14 protein-coding genes and 1 pseudogene are annotated in these 16,003 nt (G+C 68.9%); 5 read left to right on the top strand and 10 right to left on the bottom strand.

The genetic code is table 11. The features are described 5' to 3' along the window. Positions 1–108: 108 nt before the first annotated feature. The 5 genes and pseudogenes from WT16_RS14060 to WT16_RS35620 form a co-directional block, all read right to left on the bottom strand. The gene (locus tag WT16_RS14060; RefSeq protein ID WP_043282289.1) at positions 109–885 is read right to left on the bottom strand and encodes a PqiC family protein; all 777 of its coding nucleotides are present in this window, start codon (positions 883–885) and stop codon (positions 109–111) included. Then, complete coding sequence (locus tag WT16_RS14055) at positions 882–2,537, bottom strand: MlaD family protein (protein WP_015600520.1); 1,656 nt, start codon at positions 2,535–2,537, stop codon at positions 882–884. Before WT16_RS14055 ends, WT16_RS14060 begins: the two co-directional genes overlap by 4 nt. Further along, positions 2,530–3,192, bottom strand: coding sequence for a paraquat-inducible protein A (locus WT16_RS14050; RefSeq protein WP_006025314.1), 663 nt, complete (start codon positions 3,190–3,192; stop codon positions 2,530–2,532). Before WT16_RS14050 ends, WT16_RS14055 begins: the two co-directional genes overlap by 8 nt. Continuing rightward, the gene (locus tag WT16_RS14045) at positions 3,189–3,845 is read right to left on the bottom strand and encodes a paraquat-inducible protein A (protein ID WP_063533558.1); all 657 of its coding nucleotides are present in this window, start codon (positions 3,843–3,845) and stop codon (positions 3,189–3,191) included. Before WT16_RS14045 ends, WT16_RS14050 begins: the two co-directional genes overlap by 4 nt. Before the next feature lie 65 nt (positions 3,846–3,910). Further along, positions 3,911–4,112, bottom strand: a pseudogene (locus WT16_RS35620) (hypothetical protein). Between WT16_RS35620 and WT16_RS14040 the strand changes: the two are divergent. The 4 genes from WT16_RS14040 (at position 4,111) to WT16_RS14025 (ending at position 7,413) form a co-directional block, all read left to right on the top strand. Then, positions 4,111–4,674 (top strand): cytochrome b, encoded by a 564-nt coding sequence (locus WT16_RS14040; RefSeq protein WP_063533557.1) that lies wholly within the window; start codon positions 4,111–4,113, stop codon positions 4,672–4,674. The pseudogene WT16_RS35620 and the gene WT16_RS14040 overlap by 2 nt on opposite strands. Before the next feature lie 11 nt (positions 4,675–4,685). Next, on the top strand, positions 4,686–5,246 hold the full coding sequence (locus tag WT16_RS14035) for a YceI family protein (RefSeq protein WP_015601796.1): 561 nt from the start codon (positions 4,686–4,688) through the stop codon (positions 5,244–5,246). 66 nt (positions 5,247–5,312) lie between these two features. Further along, positions 5,313–5,891 carry a YceI family protein gene (locus WT16_RS14030; protein ID WP_006025318.1) on the top strand — a complete coding sequence of 193 codons (579 nt, stop codon included), beginning with the start codon at positions 5,313–5,315 and terminating at the stop codon, positions 5,889–5,891. A 238-nt stretch (positions 5,892–6,129) separates the two neighbouring features. Beyond that, a complete protein-coding gene (locus WT16_RS14025; protein WP_063533556.1) occupies positions 6,130–7,413 on the top strand; it encodes an MFS transporter in 1,284 nt (427 codons plus the stop codon). Between the two features lie 129 nt (positions 7,414–7,542). On the opposite strand, the gene secF is transcribed toward WT16_RS14025, so the two are convergent. From secF to queA, 5 genes are all read right to left on the bottom strand, one after another. Next, positions 7,543–8,493, bottom strand: a complete 951-nt coding sequence (gene secF, locus WT16_RS14020; protein WP_006025320.1) for a protein translocase subunit SecF — start codon at positions 8,491–8,493, stop codon at positions 7,543–7,545. Positions 8,494–8,508: 15 nt separating this feature from the next. Next, positions 8,509–10,533: a protein translocase subunit SecD gene (gene secD / locus WT16_RS14015; RefSeq protein ID WP_006025321.1), complete on the bottom strand. Its 2,025-nt coding sequence runs from the start codon at positions 10,531–10,533 to the stop codon at positions 8,509–8,511. 106 nt (positions 10,534–10,639) lie between these two features. Then, the gene (gene yajC / locus WT16_RS14010; RefSeq protein ID WP_009913541.1) at positions 10,640–10,966 is read right to left on the bottom strand and encodes a preprotein translocase subunit YajC; all 327 of its coding nucleotides are present in this window, start codon (positions 10,964–10,966) and stop codon (positions 10,640–10,642) included. Between the two features lie 195 nt (positions 10,967–11,161). Then, entirely contained in the window at positions 11,162–12,355 is a 1,194-nt protein-coding gene (tgt, locus tag WT16_RS14005) for a tRNA guanosine(34) transglycosylase Tgt (RefSeq protein WP_006025323.1), read from the bottom strand. Positions 12,356–12,591: 236 nt separating this feature from the next. Next, a complete protein-coding gene (queA, locus tag WT16_RS14000; protein WP_063533555.1) occupies positions 12,592–13,665 on the bottom strand; it encodes a tRNA preQ1(34) S-adenosylmethionine ribosyltransferase-isomerase QueA in 1,074 nt (357 codons plus the stop codon). 148 nt (positions 13,666–13,813) lie between these two features. Between queA and recG the strand changes: the two genes are divergently transcribed. Further along, complete coding sequence (recG, locus tag WT16_RS13995) at positions 13,814–15,982, top strand: ATP-dependent DNA helicase RecG (protein ID WP_063533554.1); 2,169 nt, start codon at positions 13,814–13,816, stop codon at positions 15,980–15,982. Positions 15,983–16,003: the final 21 nt, after the last annotated feature.

Genomic DNA, 16,003 nt, shown 5'->3' with positions numbered 1-16,003 from the left:
CTCCGGCCGGCTCGGCGCTGGCCGGGCCGGGCGATCTGCGGCTATCGGCCGCGACCGCCGGCTCCGGATTCCGGGTCGGTGCGGTGCGTTTGCGCACGGCGGCCGGTGTCACGGCGCGTCGCCGACGCGTTGCGAGTCCGCCTCGGCCGGGCCCGCCGGACAGCGCACGACGGGCGTCGCGAGTGCCGCGTCGCCCGCCGCATTCTTCGCCATCGCCGCCGCTTTCCTCGCCGCCGCGCCATCCGCCGCGCCGTTCGCGCGCGCGGCCGCCATCGCGCGCACGCCGGCCGCGATCTGGTCGGCGAGCGCGCCGATCGCCTGCCGGTGGCCCGCGACGAGCGCGTCGTAGCCCGCCTGCACCGGCTCGACGACGTCGGTGCGGCAGGTCATCACCGCCTGGCTCGGCAGCGCGCGCACGCTCCAGACGGCCGCGAGCGCCGCGTGCCTGCCCGGCCACGACTCGAAGCGCTGGACGTTCACGCTGACCCGGTAGACGGGCACGCCCGCCGGATACGCGGCGTTCGCGACATCGATCGTGTCGAGCCGTCGCGTGAGCGCCGACGACAGCGCGCGGCGGATCTCGTCGGCGGGCGGCGACGCCCAGCGCTCTTCCTCGAGCACGTCGACCCGCGCGGCGTTCCTCTGCACGACGAGCTGATTCTTCGCGACCTGCTCCGGCACGTCGACGGACGGTACCTGGATCAGGAACGCGGGATTCGCGCTGACGGTCCGGGCGGCGCCGGCCGCCGCCGCGGCGTCGAGCGTGTAGAAGCGTGCGGGCGGCGACGACGAGCAGGCCGCGAGCATGGCCGCCGCCGCAACGGCAGCCGCGGCAGCCGCGGCGGCGCGCGAAACACGCGCCGGTCGGAGCGAGCGTGCGGTCATTTCTGATCTCCTGGTTTGCCTTTCAGCAGCGATTCGGGATGCCGCTCGAGGTAGTCGGCGAGCGCGTTCAGCGATTGCAGGGTGCGCGTGAGCTCCTTCAGCGCGCCGCGCACGTCCGATTGCAGCGGCGAATCCTGCTGCAGCGTCGCCTCCGCGGTGGTGAAGGTCTGCTTCGCCGCGGACAGCGTGTCGCGCGCCTCGGGCGCAACTTCCGTGTCGAGCCGCTTGAACAGCTTGTCCGCGTTCGCGAGCGCGCTGTTCAGGTTCGCGCCGATCTGGTCGAACGGCACCTTGTCGAGCTTCTTCGCGATGTCGGCGACCTGCAACTGCAGCTCGTCGAGCGTGTTCGGCACGGTCGGCAGCTCGACCGGCTCGTGGTCGAGATCGACCTTCGCGGGCGGCGCCTTCGGGAAGAAGTCGAGCGCGACGTACAACTGGCTCGTCAGCAGGTTGCCCGTGCGCAACTGGCCGCGCAGCCCGTGCTGGACGAGCCGCGACAGCATCTCGCGCCGCGCCGCGTAGCCCTTGTCCTGCGACGCCTCGCGGAACTTCCGGCCGAGCCGGTCGGGGTAGACGTTCATCGTCACCGGCATCGTGAAGGTCTTCGTCTTCGGATCGAAGTCGATGCCGATGTTCGTCACCTGGCCGAGCACGATGCCGCGGAAGTCGACGGTCGCGCCGACCGACAGCCCGCGCAGCGACTGGTTGAAGTTCATCACGACCTGCACCGGCTCGCCGTCCGGCTCGCGCATCGCGTCGCCTTCGTCGGCGCCCAGGCGGAACGTCATGTTGTTCGGCGCGGGCGGGCCGGCCGCCTGGTTCGGCGGCGACTGGAACGCGATGCCGCCGAGGATCACCGTCGCGAGCGACTGCGTGTTCAGCTTGAAGCCGCTCGAATCGAGCCGCAGGTCCACGCCGCTTGCCTGCCACCAGCGCGAGTTCAGGCCGACGTACTGATCGTAAGGCGCGTTGACGAACACGCGGAACGTAACGCCCGTGCCGTCCTTGTCGAGCGAGAAGCCGACGACCTGGCCGACCTGCACGCGCCGGTAGTAGATCGGCGAGCCGATGTCGATCGAGCCGAGCGAATCGCCGCGCAGCACGTACTGCGTGCCCTTCTGATCGCCCGTGACGGCGGGCGGCGTCTCGAGCCCGGTGAACGACTTCTCGGCCTCGTCCGAGCGGCCCGCGTCGACGCCGATGTACGCGCCCGACAGCAGCGTGCCGAGCCCCGACACGCCCGTCGCGCCGACGCGCGGCCGCACGACCCAGAAGCGCGTGCCCTTCACCGCGAAGTCCTCGGCTTCCTTCTTCAACTGCACGTCGACGAGCACGTGCGACAGATCCTTCGACAGCTTGATCGTCTTGACCATCCCGATCTCGACATCCTTGTACTTGACCTGCGTCTTGCCGGGCTCGAGGCCCTCGGCGCTCTTGAAGCTGATCGTGATCTCCGGCCCGCGCTCGAGCACCGATTTGACGACGAGCCCGATGCCGATCAGCGCGGCGACGAGCGGCACGAGCCACACGAGCGACGGCAGCCAGCCGGAGCGCCGCGTGATCACGGGCTCGGGGAGCACCGGCGGCTCGCCGCCGGGCGGAGTGGGGGGGGCCGCGTTCGGGTCGTGCTTCGGGCCTTGCGGTCTATTCATGAGGATTCCCTGAGTTTTCTACGTTGTCCCAGATGAGGCGCGGGTCGAACTGCATCGACGCGAGCATCGTCAGGATCACGACGGAGCCGAACGCGAGCGCGCCGGGCCCCGCCGTGATCACCGCGAGCGAGCGGAAATGGACGAGCGCGACCGTCAGCGTGACGACGAAGATGTCGAGCATCGACCAGCGGCCGATCCGCTCGACGATCCGGTAGAGCCGGGTGCGCTGCATCGGCCGCCACGCGGAGCGGCGCTGCGCGGTGAAGACGAGGATCGTGAGCACGCCGAGCTTCAGCATCGGCACGAGGATGCTCGCGACGAACACGACGACGGCGAGCGGCCATTCGCCCGACGTCCAGAAAAAGACGACGCCGCTCATGATCGTGTCTTCCTGCGAGCCGACGATCGACGCGGTGCGCATGATCGGCAGCAGGTTCGCCGGAATGTAGAGGATCGCGGCGGCGATGAGGAGCGCGAGCGTGCGCGCGATGCTGTCCGGCGTGCGCAGGTGCAGCGCGGCGCCGCAGCGCGCGCAGTGCTCGGGCTTCTCGTGCGAGCCGAGCGAATCCGGCGACGGCCGCGCGAGCTTCTGCACATGGCCGCACGCATGGCAGCTCGCCAGGCCCGCGCGCGCGGCGGTCACGATCCCGGTCATCGCGCGCCCGCCTCGTCGCTTGCGCCGCGCGCCGTGCCGGCCGCGCGCTCGCGCAGCGAATCGGCGATATCCCACAGCGTGCGCGGATCGAACATCACGACGACGGCGAGCATCAGCGTGAGCGCCGCGAACGCGAAGAGGGCGGCCTCGGGGATCACGCGCGCGAGGCTCACCATCTTGACGATCGTGACGAGGATGCCGAGCATGAACACTTCGATCATTCCCCACGGGCGCACGAGCTGGATCGCGCGCAGCACGCGGTTGAAGCCGGGCGGAATCGCGCCCGAGCGCAGCGCAAAGAGCACGTAGAGGAGCGCGGACATCTCGACGAGCGGAAACAGCAGCGTCGAGCAGAACACCATCGCGGCGACGAGCGGCATCCCCTGATTCCACATCGCCTCGAGCGCGCCGAAGAGCGTCGTCTGCACGCGCATCCCGTTCACGTCCATTTCGAGGATCGGGAAGGCCTGCGCGATCAGGAACGTGATGAGCGCGCCCGTCGTGAGCGCGCAGATGCGGTCGACCTGCGCCGAGCCGCTCCGGTAGAGCAGCGCGTCGCAGCGCGGGCAGCGGGCGGTGTCCTTGCCGCTAAGGCGCGGTTTGTGCAACAGTGCGTCGCATTCGTGACAGGCAATCAGGGTGTTTCTATCCATATGGAAAGGCGGTTGCGCGGCGTCGCAGCGACGCGTTCACAGGGCCGGAACCCGCGCCAATCTTATCAAAAGGCGATTTTTGAAGTGTCAAGCCTCGATGGCGGGCAGATGGCGCCGGGCGCTGCGCCGCCCGGCCCGCCCGGCTGCGGCGGCCGTTTCGGGATTCTGCCATTCGCCGGCGGTTGCGGTAGCATGGCGGCCGTGACATGTGTCGGGCGGGAAATGCGGTAGCGCCGGCGCGGCTTTTCGCTCAACTGAGGAATTCATGGCATCGTTTTCATCTTCGGCTTCGCCCGCAGCAGCTTACACGCGCACCGCGATCGCGCTCCACTGGCTGATCGCGCTCCTGATCGTGTGCGGCTTCGCGCTCGGCTGGGTGATGACGGGCATTTCGGGCTTCACGCCAGCGAAGCTCAAATATTATTCGTGGCACAAGTGGATCGGCGTGACGGTGTTCGCGATCGCGATCGTGCGCGTGCTCTGGCGCGCAACCCACGTGCCGCCGCCGATGCCGGCCGGCATGCCCGCGTGGCAGCGGGCGGGCGCGCATGCGGTGCACGGGCTGCTCTACGTGCTGACGTTCGTGATTCCGGTGACGGGCTACCTGTACAGCTCGGCCGCGAACATTCCGGTCGTCTATCTCGGGCTCGTGCCGCTGCCGCGCCTGATCGACCCCGATCCCGTGCTGAAGGAAACGCTGAAGACGGCGCACGTGCTGCTCAACTACGGCCTGCTCGCGCTCGTCGCCGCGCACGTCGCGGCGGCCGTCAAGCACCAGTGGTTCGACCGCGACGGCGTGCTGTCGCGGATGCTTCCCTTCCTCAAATAACAAGGACCGTTATGAAAGTCTCGTTCTACCGCTACATGCTCGCCGCGTTCGCCGCCGCTTCGGTCGCCGTGTCGGGCGGGGCGCTCGCGCAGGTCGACGTCGCGAAGAGCAAGGTATCGGCCGTCTCGAAGCAGATGAACGTGCCGACGGAAGGCGTGTTCAAGAAGTTTTCCGCGCAGATCAGGTTCGATCCGGCGAAGGCCGCGCAGGGCAGCGCACAGATGACGATCGACGTTGCGAGCTATGATCTCGGCGACCAGATGTACAACGACCAGGTCGCGGGCAAGGACTGGTTCGACGCGAAGACGTACCCGCAGGCGACGTTCGTGTCGACCGCGATCGCGCCCGCGGGCGGCAGCAAGTACAACGTGTCCGGCAAGCTGACGATCAAGGGCAAGACGGTGCCCGTGACCGTGCCCGTGACGGTCACGCAGAACGGCGCGGCGCAGGTGTTCGACGGCGTGCTGCCGATCAAGCGCTCGACGTTCAACGTCGGCACGGGCGAATGGAAGGACACGTCGGTCGTGGCCGACGAAGTGCAGATCAAGTTTCACATCGTCGCCGCGAAGTAACGCGGGCGGCGGTTCGCACCACCCTCGCGCCGCTTCGGAGCGCGGCGCCGTCATAAGGAGATTGATTTGAACAAGCAACTGATGATCGCGGCGGGCGCGCTCGCCGCCGCCCTGTCGTTCTCGGCGCATGCGGCGCCCGCAACGTACCAGTTCGACCCGAGCCATACGTATCCGAGCTTCGAGGCGGATCACTTCGGCGGCCTGTCGGTGTGGCGCGGCAAGTTCGACCAGTCGAGCGGCACCGTGACGCTCGACCGCGCGGCGAAGACGGGCACCGTCGACGTGACGACGAAGGTCGCGTCGATCGCGACCGGCAGCCAGAAGCTCGACGAGCACCTGCAGACGGCCGACTTCTTCGATGCGGCGAAGTATCCGGAAGCGAGCTACAAGGGCACGATCAAGTTCGAAGGCGACAAGCCGGCCGAGGTCGTCGGCAATCTGACGCTGCACGGCGTCACGAAGCCGCTGACGCTGAAGATCGATTCGTTCAAGTGCATGCCGCATCCGATGCTGAAGAAGGAAGTGTGCGGCGTCGACGCGGTCGGCGAATTCAACCGCGACGATTTCGGCCTCGACTACGGCAAGCAGTACGGCTTCAAGATGAAGACGAAGCTCCTCATCACGGCCGAAGCGGTCAAGCAGTAAGCGCTCGCGAAGCCGCCGCGCGCCGCGCGCGATGCGCGGGGGCCGCGTCGCGCCGACGAACCGCCGCGCTCCGTATCGGGCGCGGCGGTTTTCTTTTTTTGGCGCGTGGGGCGCGTGCCTATAATCGTCCGCATTCGTCATCTCGTTCGTCGTTCGCGTTCGTCGTTCGCGTTCGCCGCCCGGGTGCGCGGCGCCGCCGCGACGGACATCGACGACCCGACAACGATCAGGAGACACCATGCACGCAGCCGACGCTGCTTCGCCCGCGACCGATACCGTCTCCCCGCGCGTGTGGCGAGCCGTTGTCGCCGCGTCGGTCGGCAACGCGCTCGAATGGTTCGATCTCGTCGTCTACGGCTTCTTCGCGGTCACGATTTCGCGGCTGTTCTTTCCCGCCGGCAACGACGCCGTGTCGCTGCTGCTGACGCTCGGCACGTTCGGCGTGTCGTTCTTCATGCGTCCGCTCGGCGCGATCGTGCTCGGCGCCTACGCGGACCGCCGCGGCCGCAAGGCCGCGCTCACGCTGTCGATCCTGCTGATGATGGCGGGCACGCTCGTCATCGCGGTGCTGCCGACCTACGGGACGATCGGGATCGCGGCGCCGCTCGTGCTCGTCGGCGCGCGGCTGATGCAGGGCTTCTCCGCGGGCGGCGAGTTCGGCAGCGCGACCGCGTTCCTCGCCGAGCACGTGCCGGGGCGGCGCGGCTTCTTCGCGAGCTGGCAGGTCGCGAGCCAGGGGCTCACGACGCTCCTCGCGGCGCTCTTCGGCACGTCGCTCAATGCGTGGCTCACGCCCGCGCAGATGGCGTCGTGGGGCTGGCGCGTGCCGTTCTGCTTCGGGCTGCTGCTCGGGCCCATCGCGTACTACATCCGCTCGAAGGTCGACGAAACGCCCGAATTCCTCACATCGGGGCCCGCCGCGAACCCGCTGCGCGACACGTTCGCCGCGCACAAGGGGCGGCTCGCCGCCGCGATCGGCGCGGTCGTGCTCGGCACCGTCGCGACCTATCTCGTGCTGTTCATGCCGACCTACGGCGTCAAGGAACTGAAGCTCGCGCCGTCTTCGGCGTTCGCCGCGATCCTCGTCGTCGGCGTGATCCAGATGAGCTTCGCGCCGATGGTCGGGCACTGGTCCGATCGCCACGGCCGCGTGCGCACGATGCTCGCGCCCGCGCTCGCGATCCTCGTGCTGATCTACCCGGCGTTCGCGTGGCTCGCCGCGCATCCGACATTCGGCGCGCTGATCGCCGTGCAGATCGTGTTCGCATGCCTGATGACCGGCTATTTCGCCGCGCTGCCGGGCCTGCTGTCCGAGATCTTTCCGGTTCAGACGCGCACGACCGGCATGTCGCTCGCGTACAACGTCGCGGTGACGGTCTTCGGCGGATTCGGGCCGTTCATCATCGCGTGGCTGATCCGCGCGACGGGCTCGAAGGCCGCGCCGAGCTTCTATCTGATCTTCGCCGCGCTCGTGAGCATCGCGGCGCTCGTCGCGCTGCGGCGGCGCTTCGGGTTCCGGTGACGCGCGGCGTCGGGCGCCGCGCGCCCGGCGAACGCAAACCCGGCAGACGAAAAAAAGCCGGTTCGCGAGGAACCGGCCTTGCCGTGCGGAACGGGGTTTGCGCCGGCGGGCTTCACGCCCGCGGGGCGCTTACACCTGCGCGCCCGCGTTCGGATCGTTCGGATCGTGCGCGGACTTCTTCTCCTTGACGAGGTCCTCGCGCTTGATGCCGAGCCACATCGCGAGCGAGCCGGCGACGAACACCGACGAATAGATGCCGAACATGATGCCGACCGTCAGCGCGAGCGCGAAGTAGTGCAGCGTCGGGCCGCCGAAGAAGAACATCGACAGCACCATCATTTCCGTCGACGTGTGCGTGATGATCGTGCGCGACATCGTGCTCGTGATCGCGTGGTTGATCACTTCCTGCACGGTCATCTTGCGTTCGCGGCGGAACGTCTCGCGGATCCGGTCGAAGATGACGACCGATTCGTTGACCGAGTAGCCGAGCACCGCGAGCACCGCGGCCAGCACCGACAGCGAGAACTCCCACTGGAAGAACGCGAAGAAGCCGAGAATGATCACGACGTCGTGCAGGTTCGCGATGATGCCGGCGACCGCGTACTTCCATTCGAAGCGGAACGACAGATAGATGACGATGCCGATCACGACGCACGCGAGCGCGAGCAGGCCGTCGGTCGCGAGCTCGCGGCCGACCTGCGGGCCGACGAACTCGACGCGCTGCAGCGCGACGTCGGCGTTCTGCGCCTTCAGCGCGGCCATCACCTGGTCGCTCTGCTGCGCGGACGTCAAGCCCTGCTTGAGCGGCAGGCGGATCAGCACGTTGCGCGACGTGCCGAAGTTCTGCACCTGCGCGTCGGCGTAGCCGAGCGTGCCGAGCGCCGAACGCACGGGCTCGAGCTGCGCGGCCTGCTGGTACTGCACCTCGATCACCGTGCCGCCCGTGAACTCGACGGACAGATGCAGCCCGCGATGGAACAGGAAGAACACGGCGGCGAGGAAGGTCACGAGCGAGATCACGTTGAAGACCAACGCGTGCCGCATGAACGGAATGTCTTTACGGATGCGGAAAAATTCCATGTGCGTCTCCGGCGCTTAGTTGGACGAGCCCTGCTTGGGCGGCACGCCCGGGCCCGAGCGGCGGCGCGCGACCGGCTTGCCGGTGCGCGGCGCGCCAGCCGGCTGCTTCGGCGCGGCGACGCGCGCGCCCTGCGGCGCGTTCGCGCGCGCGTCCTGGCCGAGTTGCGGCGCGGCGCCGGCTTCGGCGGCGGCGGGGCGCCACACCTGCCCGATCGCGAGCGACTGCAGCTTCTTGCGCCCGCCGTACCAGAGGTTCACGAGGCCGCGCGAGAAGAACACCGCGGAGAACATCGACGTCAGGATGCCGAGACAGTGCACGATCGCGAACGCGCGCACCGGGCCCGAGCCGAACGCGAGCAGCGCGAGGCCCGCGATCAGCGTCGTCACGTTCGAATCGAGAATCGTCGCCCACGCATGCGCATAGCCTTCCTGGATCGCGATCTGCGGCGATGCGCCGCGGCGCAGCTCTTCGCGGATGCGCTCGTTGATCAGCACGTTCGAGTCGATCGCCATGCCGAGCGCGAGCGCGATGGCCGCGATGCCGGGCAGCGTGAGCGTCGCCTGCATCAGCGACAGCACCGCGATGAGCAGCAGCAGGTTCACCGACAGGCCGAGCACCGACACGACGCCGAACAGCATGTAGTACGCGATCATGAACACGGTGATCGCGACGAAGCCCCAGATCACCGAATGGAAGCCCATCCGGATGTTGTCCGCGCCGAGGCTCGGGCCGATCGTGCGTTCCTCGATGATGTCCATCGGCGCGGCGAGCGAGCCCGCGCGCAGCAGCAGCGCGAGATCGGCGGCCGCCTGCGGGGTCGGCTGGCCCGTGATCTGGAAGCGGTCGCCGAGCTCGGACTGGATCGTCGCGACGGTCAGCACCTCGCCCTTGCCCTTCTCGAACAGCACCATCGCCATCGGCTTGCCGATGTTCTCGCGCGACACCGCGCGCACCGCGCGGCCGCCCGCCGAATCGAGGCGGATGTTCACCGACGGGCGCTGATGCTCGTCGAAGCCCGCGGACGCGTCGATGATGCGGTCGCCCGTGAAGATCACCTGCTTCTTGAGCAGCACCGGCGCCTGGTTGCCCTGCGTGAACAGCTCCTCGCCCGGCGGCACCGGATCGTTCGGATTCGGGTGCGTGTTCAGCGGATCGGCGAGACGCGCCTCGAGCGTCGCCGTGCGGCCGATGATGTCCTTCGCCTTCGCGGTGTCCTGCACGCCCGGCAGCTCGACGACGATCCGGTCGTTGCCCTGCTGCTGGAGGATCGGCTCGGACACGCCTAGCTCGTTGACGCGGTTGTGCAGCGTCGTCAGGTTCTGCTTGAGCGCCGCATCCTCGACGGCCTTCTGGACGGCCGGCGTGAACGTGCCGACCACCTGGTAGCCGCCGCCGCCCGGCTGCGTCGCCCACTGGAGTTCGGAGACGGACGAGGCGAGCAGCGTGCGCGCCTGCTCGGCGGTGTCCTGGTCGGCGAAGTTCGCGACGACCGTCTGATCGACGCGGGCGACGCCGCCGTCGCGGATGCCCTTGTCGCGCAGTTGCGTGCGGGCGTCGGACGCGTCGGAATCGAGCTTCTTCGTGAGCGCGCCCGTCATGTCGACTTGCAGCAGGAAGTGGACGCCGCCGCGCAAGTCGAGGCCGAGATACATCGGCAGCGCGCGCAGCGCGGTCAGCCAGCGCGGCGACGCGCTCTGCAGGTTCAGCGCGACGACGTACTGCGGATCGTTCGGATCGGCGTTCAGCGTCTTCTGCAGCATGTCCTTCACGCGCAGTTGCGTGTCGGTGTCCTTCAGGCGCACGCGGATCGTCGCGTTGGCGCTGGAGTTGTCGAACGTGACGTCGTCGGCCGCGACCTGGTTGGCCTTGAGCGCTGCTTCGACCTGCGCGAGCGTGTCGGCGCCGAGCTTGACCGTAGCCTTGCCGCTCGATACCTGCACCGCCGGCGCTTCGCCGAAGAAGTTGGGCAATGTGTAGAGAAAGCCGATGGCGAGCGCCACGACCATCACCACATATTTCCAGATTGGATAACGATTCATGAGGGGGCCGAACGGGATGGTTGGCTGGGATGGCGGCGCGTCCGGCGCCGCTCTCGGCCGCGCGCTTCGCGGCGCGGGCGTCGGGCGGCCGGACGCGGGGCGGGGCTTACAGCGATTTGATCGTGCCCTTCGGCAGGATGGTCGTGACGGCCGCCTTCTGCACGGTGATCTCGGTGCCTTCGGCGATCTCGACGCCGATGTACGCTTCCGAGACCTTCGTCACCTTGCCGACGAGCCCGCCGCTCGTCACCACTTCGTCGCCCTTCGCCATCGCGGCGAGCATGTTGCGATGCTCCTTCTGCCGCTTCATCTGCGGACGGATCATGATGAAGTAGAGCACCGCGAACATCAGGATGAGCGGCAGGAAGCTCATCAGGCTCGATTCGGCACCGCCCGCTGCGCCTTGCGCATAGGCATTGGAAATGAACGACACGTTGGTCTCTCCGTTAGGGAAGATCGAAAAATAAGCCGGTTATTCTACCACCGGCCCTATCCGCGACAGCGGCGCAAATGCGCTTTGGTTTCAAGCTGTTAACCTCGATCCCGCAGCGTTCGCGCGCGTGGCGAAAGATGATTGTAAGGTTTGCGGGGCGACCGCGCGATGCGCCCCGCCGGTCGCCGCGCTCCGTCAGTCGACGCCGCGCGCGCGGTCCTCGGCGAAACGTTTCCGGAATGCTTCGAACGTGTGCGTCTCGATCGCCTCGCGAATCTCGCGCATCAGCTCGAGGTAGTAGTGCAGGTTGTGGATCGTGTTCAACTGCGCGCCGAGGATCTCGCCGACGCGGTGCAGATGGTGCAGGTAGCCGCGCGAGAAATTCCGGCACGTATAGCAGCCGCAGGTCTCGTCGAGCGGCTTCAGCACGTTCTTGTGCGCCGCGTTGCGGATCTTCACGTCGCCGAAGCGCGTGAAGAGCCAGCCGTTGCGCGCGTTGCGGGTCGGCATCACGCAGTCGAACATGTCGACGCCCGCCGCGACGCCCGCGACGAGATCCTCCGGCGTGCCGACGCCCATCAGGTAGTGCGGCTTGTCGGCGGGCAGGCGCGGCGCGACGTGCTCGAGCACGCGCATCATGTCCTCCTTCGGCTCGCCGACCGACAGCCCGCCGATCGCGAGGCCATGAAAGCCGAGTTCGGCGAGGCCGGCGAGCGATTCGTCGCGCAGGTCCTCGTACATGCCGCCCTGCACGATGCCGAAGAGGGCGTTCGGGTTGCCGAGGCGATCGAACTCGGCGAGCGAGCGCTTCGCCCAGCGCAGCGACATCCGCATCGATTCGGCCGCTTCCTGGTGCGTCGTCGGCACGCCGTTTGTCGCGTACGGCGTGCATTCGTCGAACTGCATCACGATGTCGGAGTTCAGCGTCTTCTGGATCTGCATCGACACTTCCGGCGACAGGAACAGCCGGTCGCCGTTGATCGGCGACGCGAACGTGACGCCTTCCTCGGTGATCTTGCGCAGATCGCCGAGCGAGAACACCTGGAAGCCGCCCGAATCGGTGAGGATCGGCTTGTTCCAGCCCATGAAGCGGTGCAGCCCGCCGTGCGCGCCGATCGTCTCGAGGCCGGGGCGCAGCCACAGGTGGAACGTGTTGCCGAGGATGATCTGCGCGCGCATCTCGTCGAGCTCGCGCGGCTGCACGGCCTTCACGGTGCCGTACGTGCCGACCGGCATGAAGATCGGCGTCTCGACGACGCCGTGATTGAGCGTCACGCGGCCGCGGCGCGCGCGGCCGTCGGTCGTCAGCAGCTCGAATTTCAGGCCGTTGTGCGGGCGAATGCCCGCGGGCGTATCGTGCGTATCGTGCGATGGACCTTCGGTCGTCATCTGGTTGGACTCCTCGCCACCGGAAAAGCTTTGCATGGGACCGGAGTATGCGCTGAAGCGCTGACTCCGGATCGACAAGTCCGGCGCATGTTGAAGGCGCGGCGAGCCGGGGGCTTGCCGCGATGGAAAAAAGGGTGACGCGCGGCGCGCGGCGGTTCGGCTCGCGGTCGGCGTTACCTTGCCGCTGAGCCGCTGAGCCGCTGAGCTGCCAAATCGCCAAAGCCGAACAGCCGCGCTTACGCGCCGCCGCGCGTTTCCTCGGTCGCGTCGCGCCGCGTGAGCAGCATCGCGTCGCCGTAGCTGAAGAACCGGTAGCGCGCGTCGATCGCATGCCGGTACGCGGCGCGGATCGTCTCGACGCCGGCGAACGCGGACACGAGCATCAGCAGCGTCGATTTCGGCAAGTGGAAATTCGTCACGAGCCGGTCGACGACGCGAAATCGGTAGCCCGGCGTGATGAAGATGCTGGTGTCCGCACGCGTCGCGGCGAGCGGCCGGCCGGCGGCGTCCGCGTCGCGCGCGGCCGCCTCGAGCGCGCGCATCGACGTCGTGCCGACCGCGATCACGCGGCCGCCGCGCGCGCGAGCCGCGGCGATCTTCTCGACGAGCGCGCCGGTCAGCTCGTACGACTCGCTGTGCATCCGGTGCTCGGCGATGTTCTCGACGCGCACCGGCTGGAACGTGCCCGCGCCGACGTGCAGCGTGAGCGTCGCGCGCTCGACGCCGCGCGCATCGAGCGCGGCGAGCACCGCGTCGTCGAAGTGCAGGCCGGCCGTCGGCGCGGCGACGGCGCCCGGATTCGCGGCGAACACCGTCTGATAGCGGGTCTCGTCGGTCGCGTCGGGCGTGTGCTCGATGTACGGCGGCAGCGGCAGCCGGCCGTGGCGCTCGATCAGCGCGAGGCAGTCGTCGGGGAAGTGCAGCGTGAAGAACGGCTCGGCGCGCTCGCCGACCGTCACGTCGAATGCGTCGGCGAGCGTGAGCGTCGTGCCGGGCGCGGGGCTCTTGCTCGCGCGGATCTGCGCGAGCGCGGTGCGCGGGCCGGTGACGCGCTCGATCAGCACCTCGATCTTGCCGCCGCTCGCCTTGTGGCCGAAGAAGCGCGCCTTCAGCACCTTGGTGTCGTTGAAGACGAGCAGGTCGCCCGGCGCGACGCACGCGGGCAGCTCGGCGAAGCGCCGGTCGACGAGGCGCGGGGGCGCGCTCGTGTTGTCCACCTCGAGCAGGCGGCTCGCGCTGCGTTCGGGCAGCGCGGTTTGCGCGATCAGCTCGGGCGGCAGATCGAAATCGAAATCGGAAAGCGTGAGCATGCGAAACGGGGTCGGGGTGGCCGGCCTGACGGACAAAGCGCGTCGCGGCGCGCACGAGCCGCTATGATGGCGGGGTTGCGCGGCTTGGCCGGCGTCGCTCGTTCGTGCGACGTGAAAGCCGCTATTGTACTTGCAAGCCTTCTGACCGATGCCAGAGCCCGTTCGCCGTTCCGTAGCCGATCCCGCCGAAGCCGACGCATTCGCCGACGCCGCCGCGTCGGGCGCCGCCAGCGCCAAGGCAGCGCCGAAGTCCGTGAAGACCGCCGACAAGCTCGCGAAGCTCGGCTTGACGCGCGACATCGACCTCGTCCTGCATCTGCCGATGCGCTATGAGGACGAGACGACGCTCACGCCGATGCGCGAGCTGTTGCCGGGCGAGATCGCGCAGACGGAAGGCGTCGTGTTCGACAACGAGATCGCGTACCGGCCGCGCCGCCAGTTGCTCGTGAAGCTGCGCGACGACGACGACGGCGCCGAGCTCGTGCTGCGCTTCCTGAACTTCTACGGCTCGCAGGTCAGGCAGATGGCGGTCGGCCAGCGGCTGCGCGTGCGCGGCGACGTGCGCGGCGGCTTCTTCGGGCTCGAGATCGTGCATCCGACGGTGAAGGTCGTCGACGAGGACGCGCCGCTGCCGCAGGCGCTGACGCCCGTCTATCCGAGCACGGCGGGCGTGTCGCAGGCGTATCTGCGCAAGGCGATCGACAACGCGCTCGCGCGCACGCCGCTGCCCGAGCTGCTACCGCCCGAGGTCGCGCGCGCGTACCTGCAGCCGCTCGACGTGCCGCCCCTCGCCGACGCGGTGCGCCTCCTCCATCACCCGGGCGCCGGCGCGGACGAGGCGGCGCTCATCGACGGCACGCATCCCGCGTGGACGCGCATCAAGTTCGACGAGCTGCTCGCGCAGCAACTGTCGCTCAAGCGCGCGCACGAGGAGCGCCGCACGCGCGCCGCGCCCGCGATGCCGCGCCGCGCGCGCGGCGACGGCGCGGCGCTGTCCGCGCGCCTGTACGCGGCGCTGCCGTTCACGCTGACGGCCGCGCAGGAGCGGGTCGTCGCGGAGATCGCGCACGATCTCACGCAGCCGCACCCGATGCAGCGCCTGCTGCAGGGCGACGTCGGCAGCGGCAAGACGGTCGTCGCGGCGCTCGCCGCCGCGCAGGCGATCGACGCGGGCTACCAGGCCGCGCTGATGGCGCCGACCGAAATCCTCGCCGAGCAGCATGCGCGCAAGCTGCGCGGCTGGCTGGAGCCGCTCGGCGTGTCGGTCGCGTGGCTCGCCGGCAGCCTGAAGACGAAGGACAAGCGCGCGGCGCTCGAGGCGGCCGCGCTCGGCACCGCGCAGCTCGTGATCGGCACGCACGCGATGATTCAGGACACCGTCGAATTCGCGCGGCTCGGGCTCGTGATCGTCGACGAGCAGCATCGCTTCGGCGTCGAGCAGCGGCTCGCGCTGCGCGCGAAGGCGGCGAACGCGGCCGACGGCGCGGCGGGCTTCCAGCCGCACCAACTGATGATGTCGGCCACGCCGATCCCGCGCACGCTCGCGATGACGTACTACGCGGACCTCGACGTGTCGACGATCGACGAGCTGCCGCCCGGCCGCACGCCGATCCTCACGCGGCTCGTGTCGGACGCGCGGCGCGACGAGGTGATCGGCCGCGTGCGCGAGGCGGCGCTCGCGGGCCGTCAGGTGTACTGGGTATGCCCGCTCATCGAGGAAAGCGAGACGCTGCAACTGCAAACGGCCGTCGAGACCTACGAGACGCTCGCCGCCGCGCTGCCGGAGCTGAAGGTGGGGCTCGTGCACGGCCGGCTCGCGCCCGCGGAGAAAGCGGCCGTGATGGACGCGTTCTCGCGCAACGACGTGCAGTTGCTCGTCGCGACGACGGTGATCGAAGTCGGCGTCGACGTGCCGAACGCGTCGCTGATGGTGATCGAGCACGCGGAGCGCTTCGGCCTCGCGCAACTGCACCAGTTGCGCGGGCGGGTCGGTCGCGGCACCGCCGCGTCGGTGTGCGTGCTGATGTACAGCGGGCCGCTGTCGATCGCGGGCCGCGCGCGGCTGAAGACGATGCGCGAGACGACCGACGGCTTCGAGATCGCGCGCCGCGATCTGGAGATCCGCGGCCCCGGCGAATTCCTCGGCGCGCGCCAGTCGGGCGCGGCGATGCTGCGCTTCGCGGATCTGGAAAACGACGGCTGGCTGATCGAGCCCGCGCGCGACGCGGCCGCGCGCCTCATCGCCCGCCATCCGGACATCGTCGCGCAGCATCTCGCCCGCTGGCTCGGCGCGCGCGAGCAATACCTGAAGGCTTGAGCGCGCGGCGCGGCGCCGGAT

It is taken from the genome of Burkholderia sp. MSMB1589WGS (assembly GCF_001636105.1).
GTDB classification, from domain to species: Bacteria; Pseudomonadota; Gammaproteobacteria; order Burkholderiales; family Burkholderiaceae; genus Burkholderia; species Burkholderia humptydooensis.
This window is presented reverse-complemented; position numbering and strand designations above follow the sequence as displayed.

Excerpts from the sequence above, each read along its gene's own strand:
- WT16_RS14060 (WP_043282289.1), bottom strand. The coding sequence starts at position 885 with ATGACCGCACGCTCGCTCCGACCGGCGCGTGTTTCGCGCGCCGCCGCG.
- WT16_RS14025 (WP_063533556.1), top strand. The coding sequence starts at position 6,130 with ATGCACGCAGCCGACGCTGCTTCGCCCGCGACCGATACCGTCTCCCCG.
- tgt (WP_006025323.1), bottom strand. The coding sequence starts at position 12,355 with ATGACGACCGAAGGTCCATCGCACGATACGCACGATACGCCCGCGGGC.
- secF (WP_006025320.1), bottom strand. The coding sequence starts at position 8,493 with ATGGAATTTTTCCGCATCCGTAAAGACATTCCGTTCATGCGGCACGCG.
- secD (WP_006025321.1), bottom strand. The coding sequence starts at position 10,533 with ATGAATCGTTATCCAATCTGGAAATATGTGGTGATGGTCGTGGCGCTC.
- WT16_RS14045 (WP_063533558.1), bottom strand. The coding sequence starts at position 3,845 with ATGGATAGAAACACCCTGATTGCCTGTCACGAATGCGACGCACTGTTG.
- WT16_RS14035 (WP_015601796.1), top strand. The coding sequence starts at position 4,686 with ATGAAAGTCTCGTTCTACCGCTACATGCTCGCCGCGTTCGCCGCCGCT.
- WT16_RS14055 (WP_015600520.1), bottom strand. The coding sequence starts at position 2,537 with ATGAATAGACCGCAAGGCCCGAAGCACGACCCGAACGCGGCCCCCCCC.
- queA (WP_063533555.1), bottom strand. The coding sequence starts at position 13,665 with ATGCTCACGCTTTCCGATTTCGATTTCGATCTGCCGCCCGAGCTGATC.
- recG (WP_063533554.1), top strand. The coding sequence starts at position 13,814 with ATGCCAGAGCCCGTTCGCCGTTCCGTAGCCGATCCCGCCGAAGCCGAC.
- WT16_RS14040 (WP_063533557.1), top strand. The coding sequence starts at position 4,111 with ATGGCATCGTTTTCATCTTCGGCTTCGCCCGCAGCAGCTTACACGCGC.
- WT16_RS14050 (WP_006025314.1), bottom strand. The coding sequence starts at position 3,192 with ATGACCGGGATCGTGACCGCCGCGCGCGCGGGCCTGGCGAGCTGCCAT.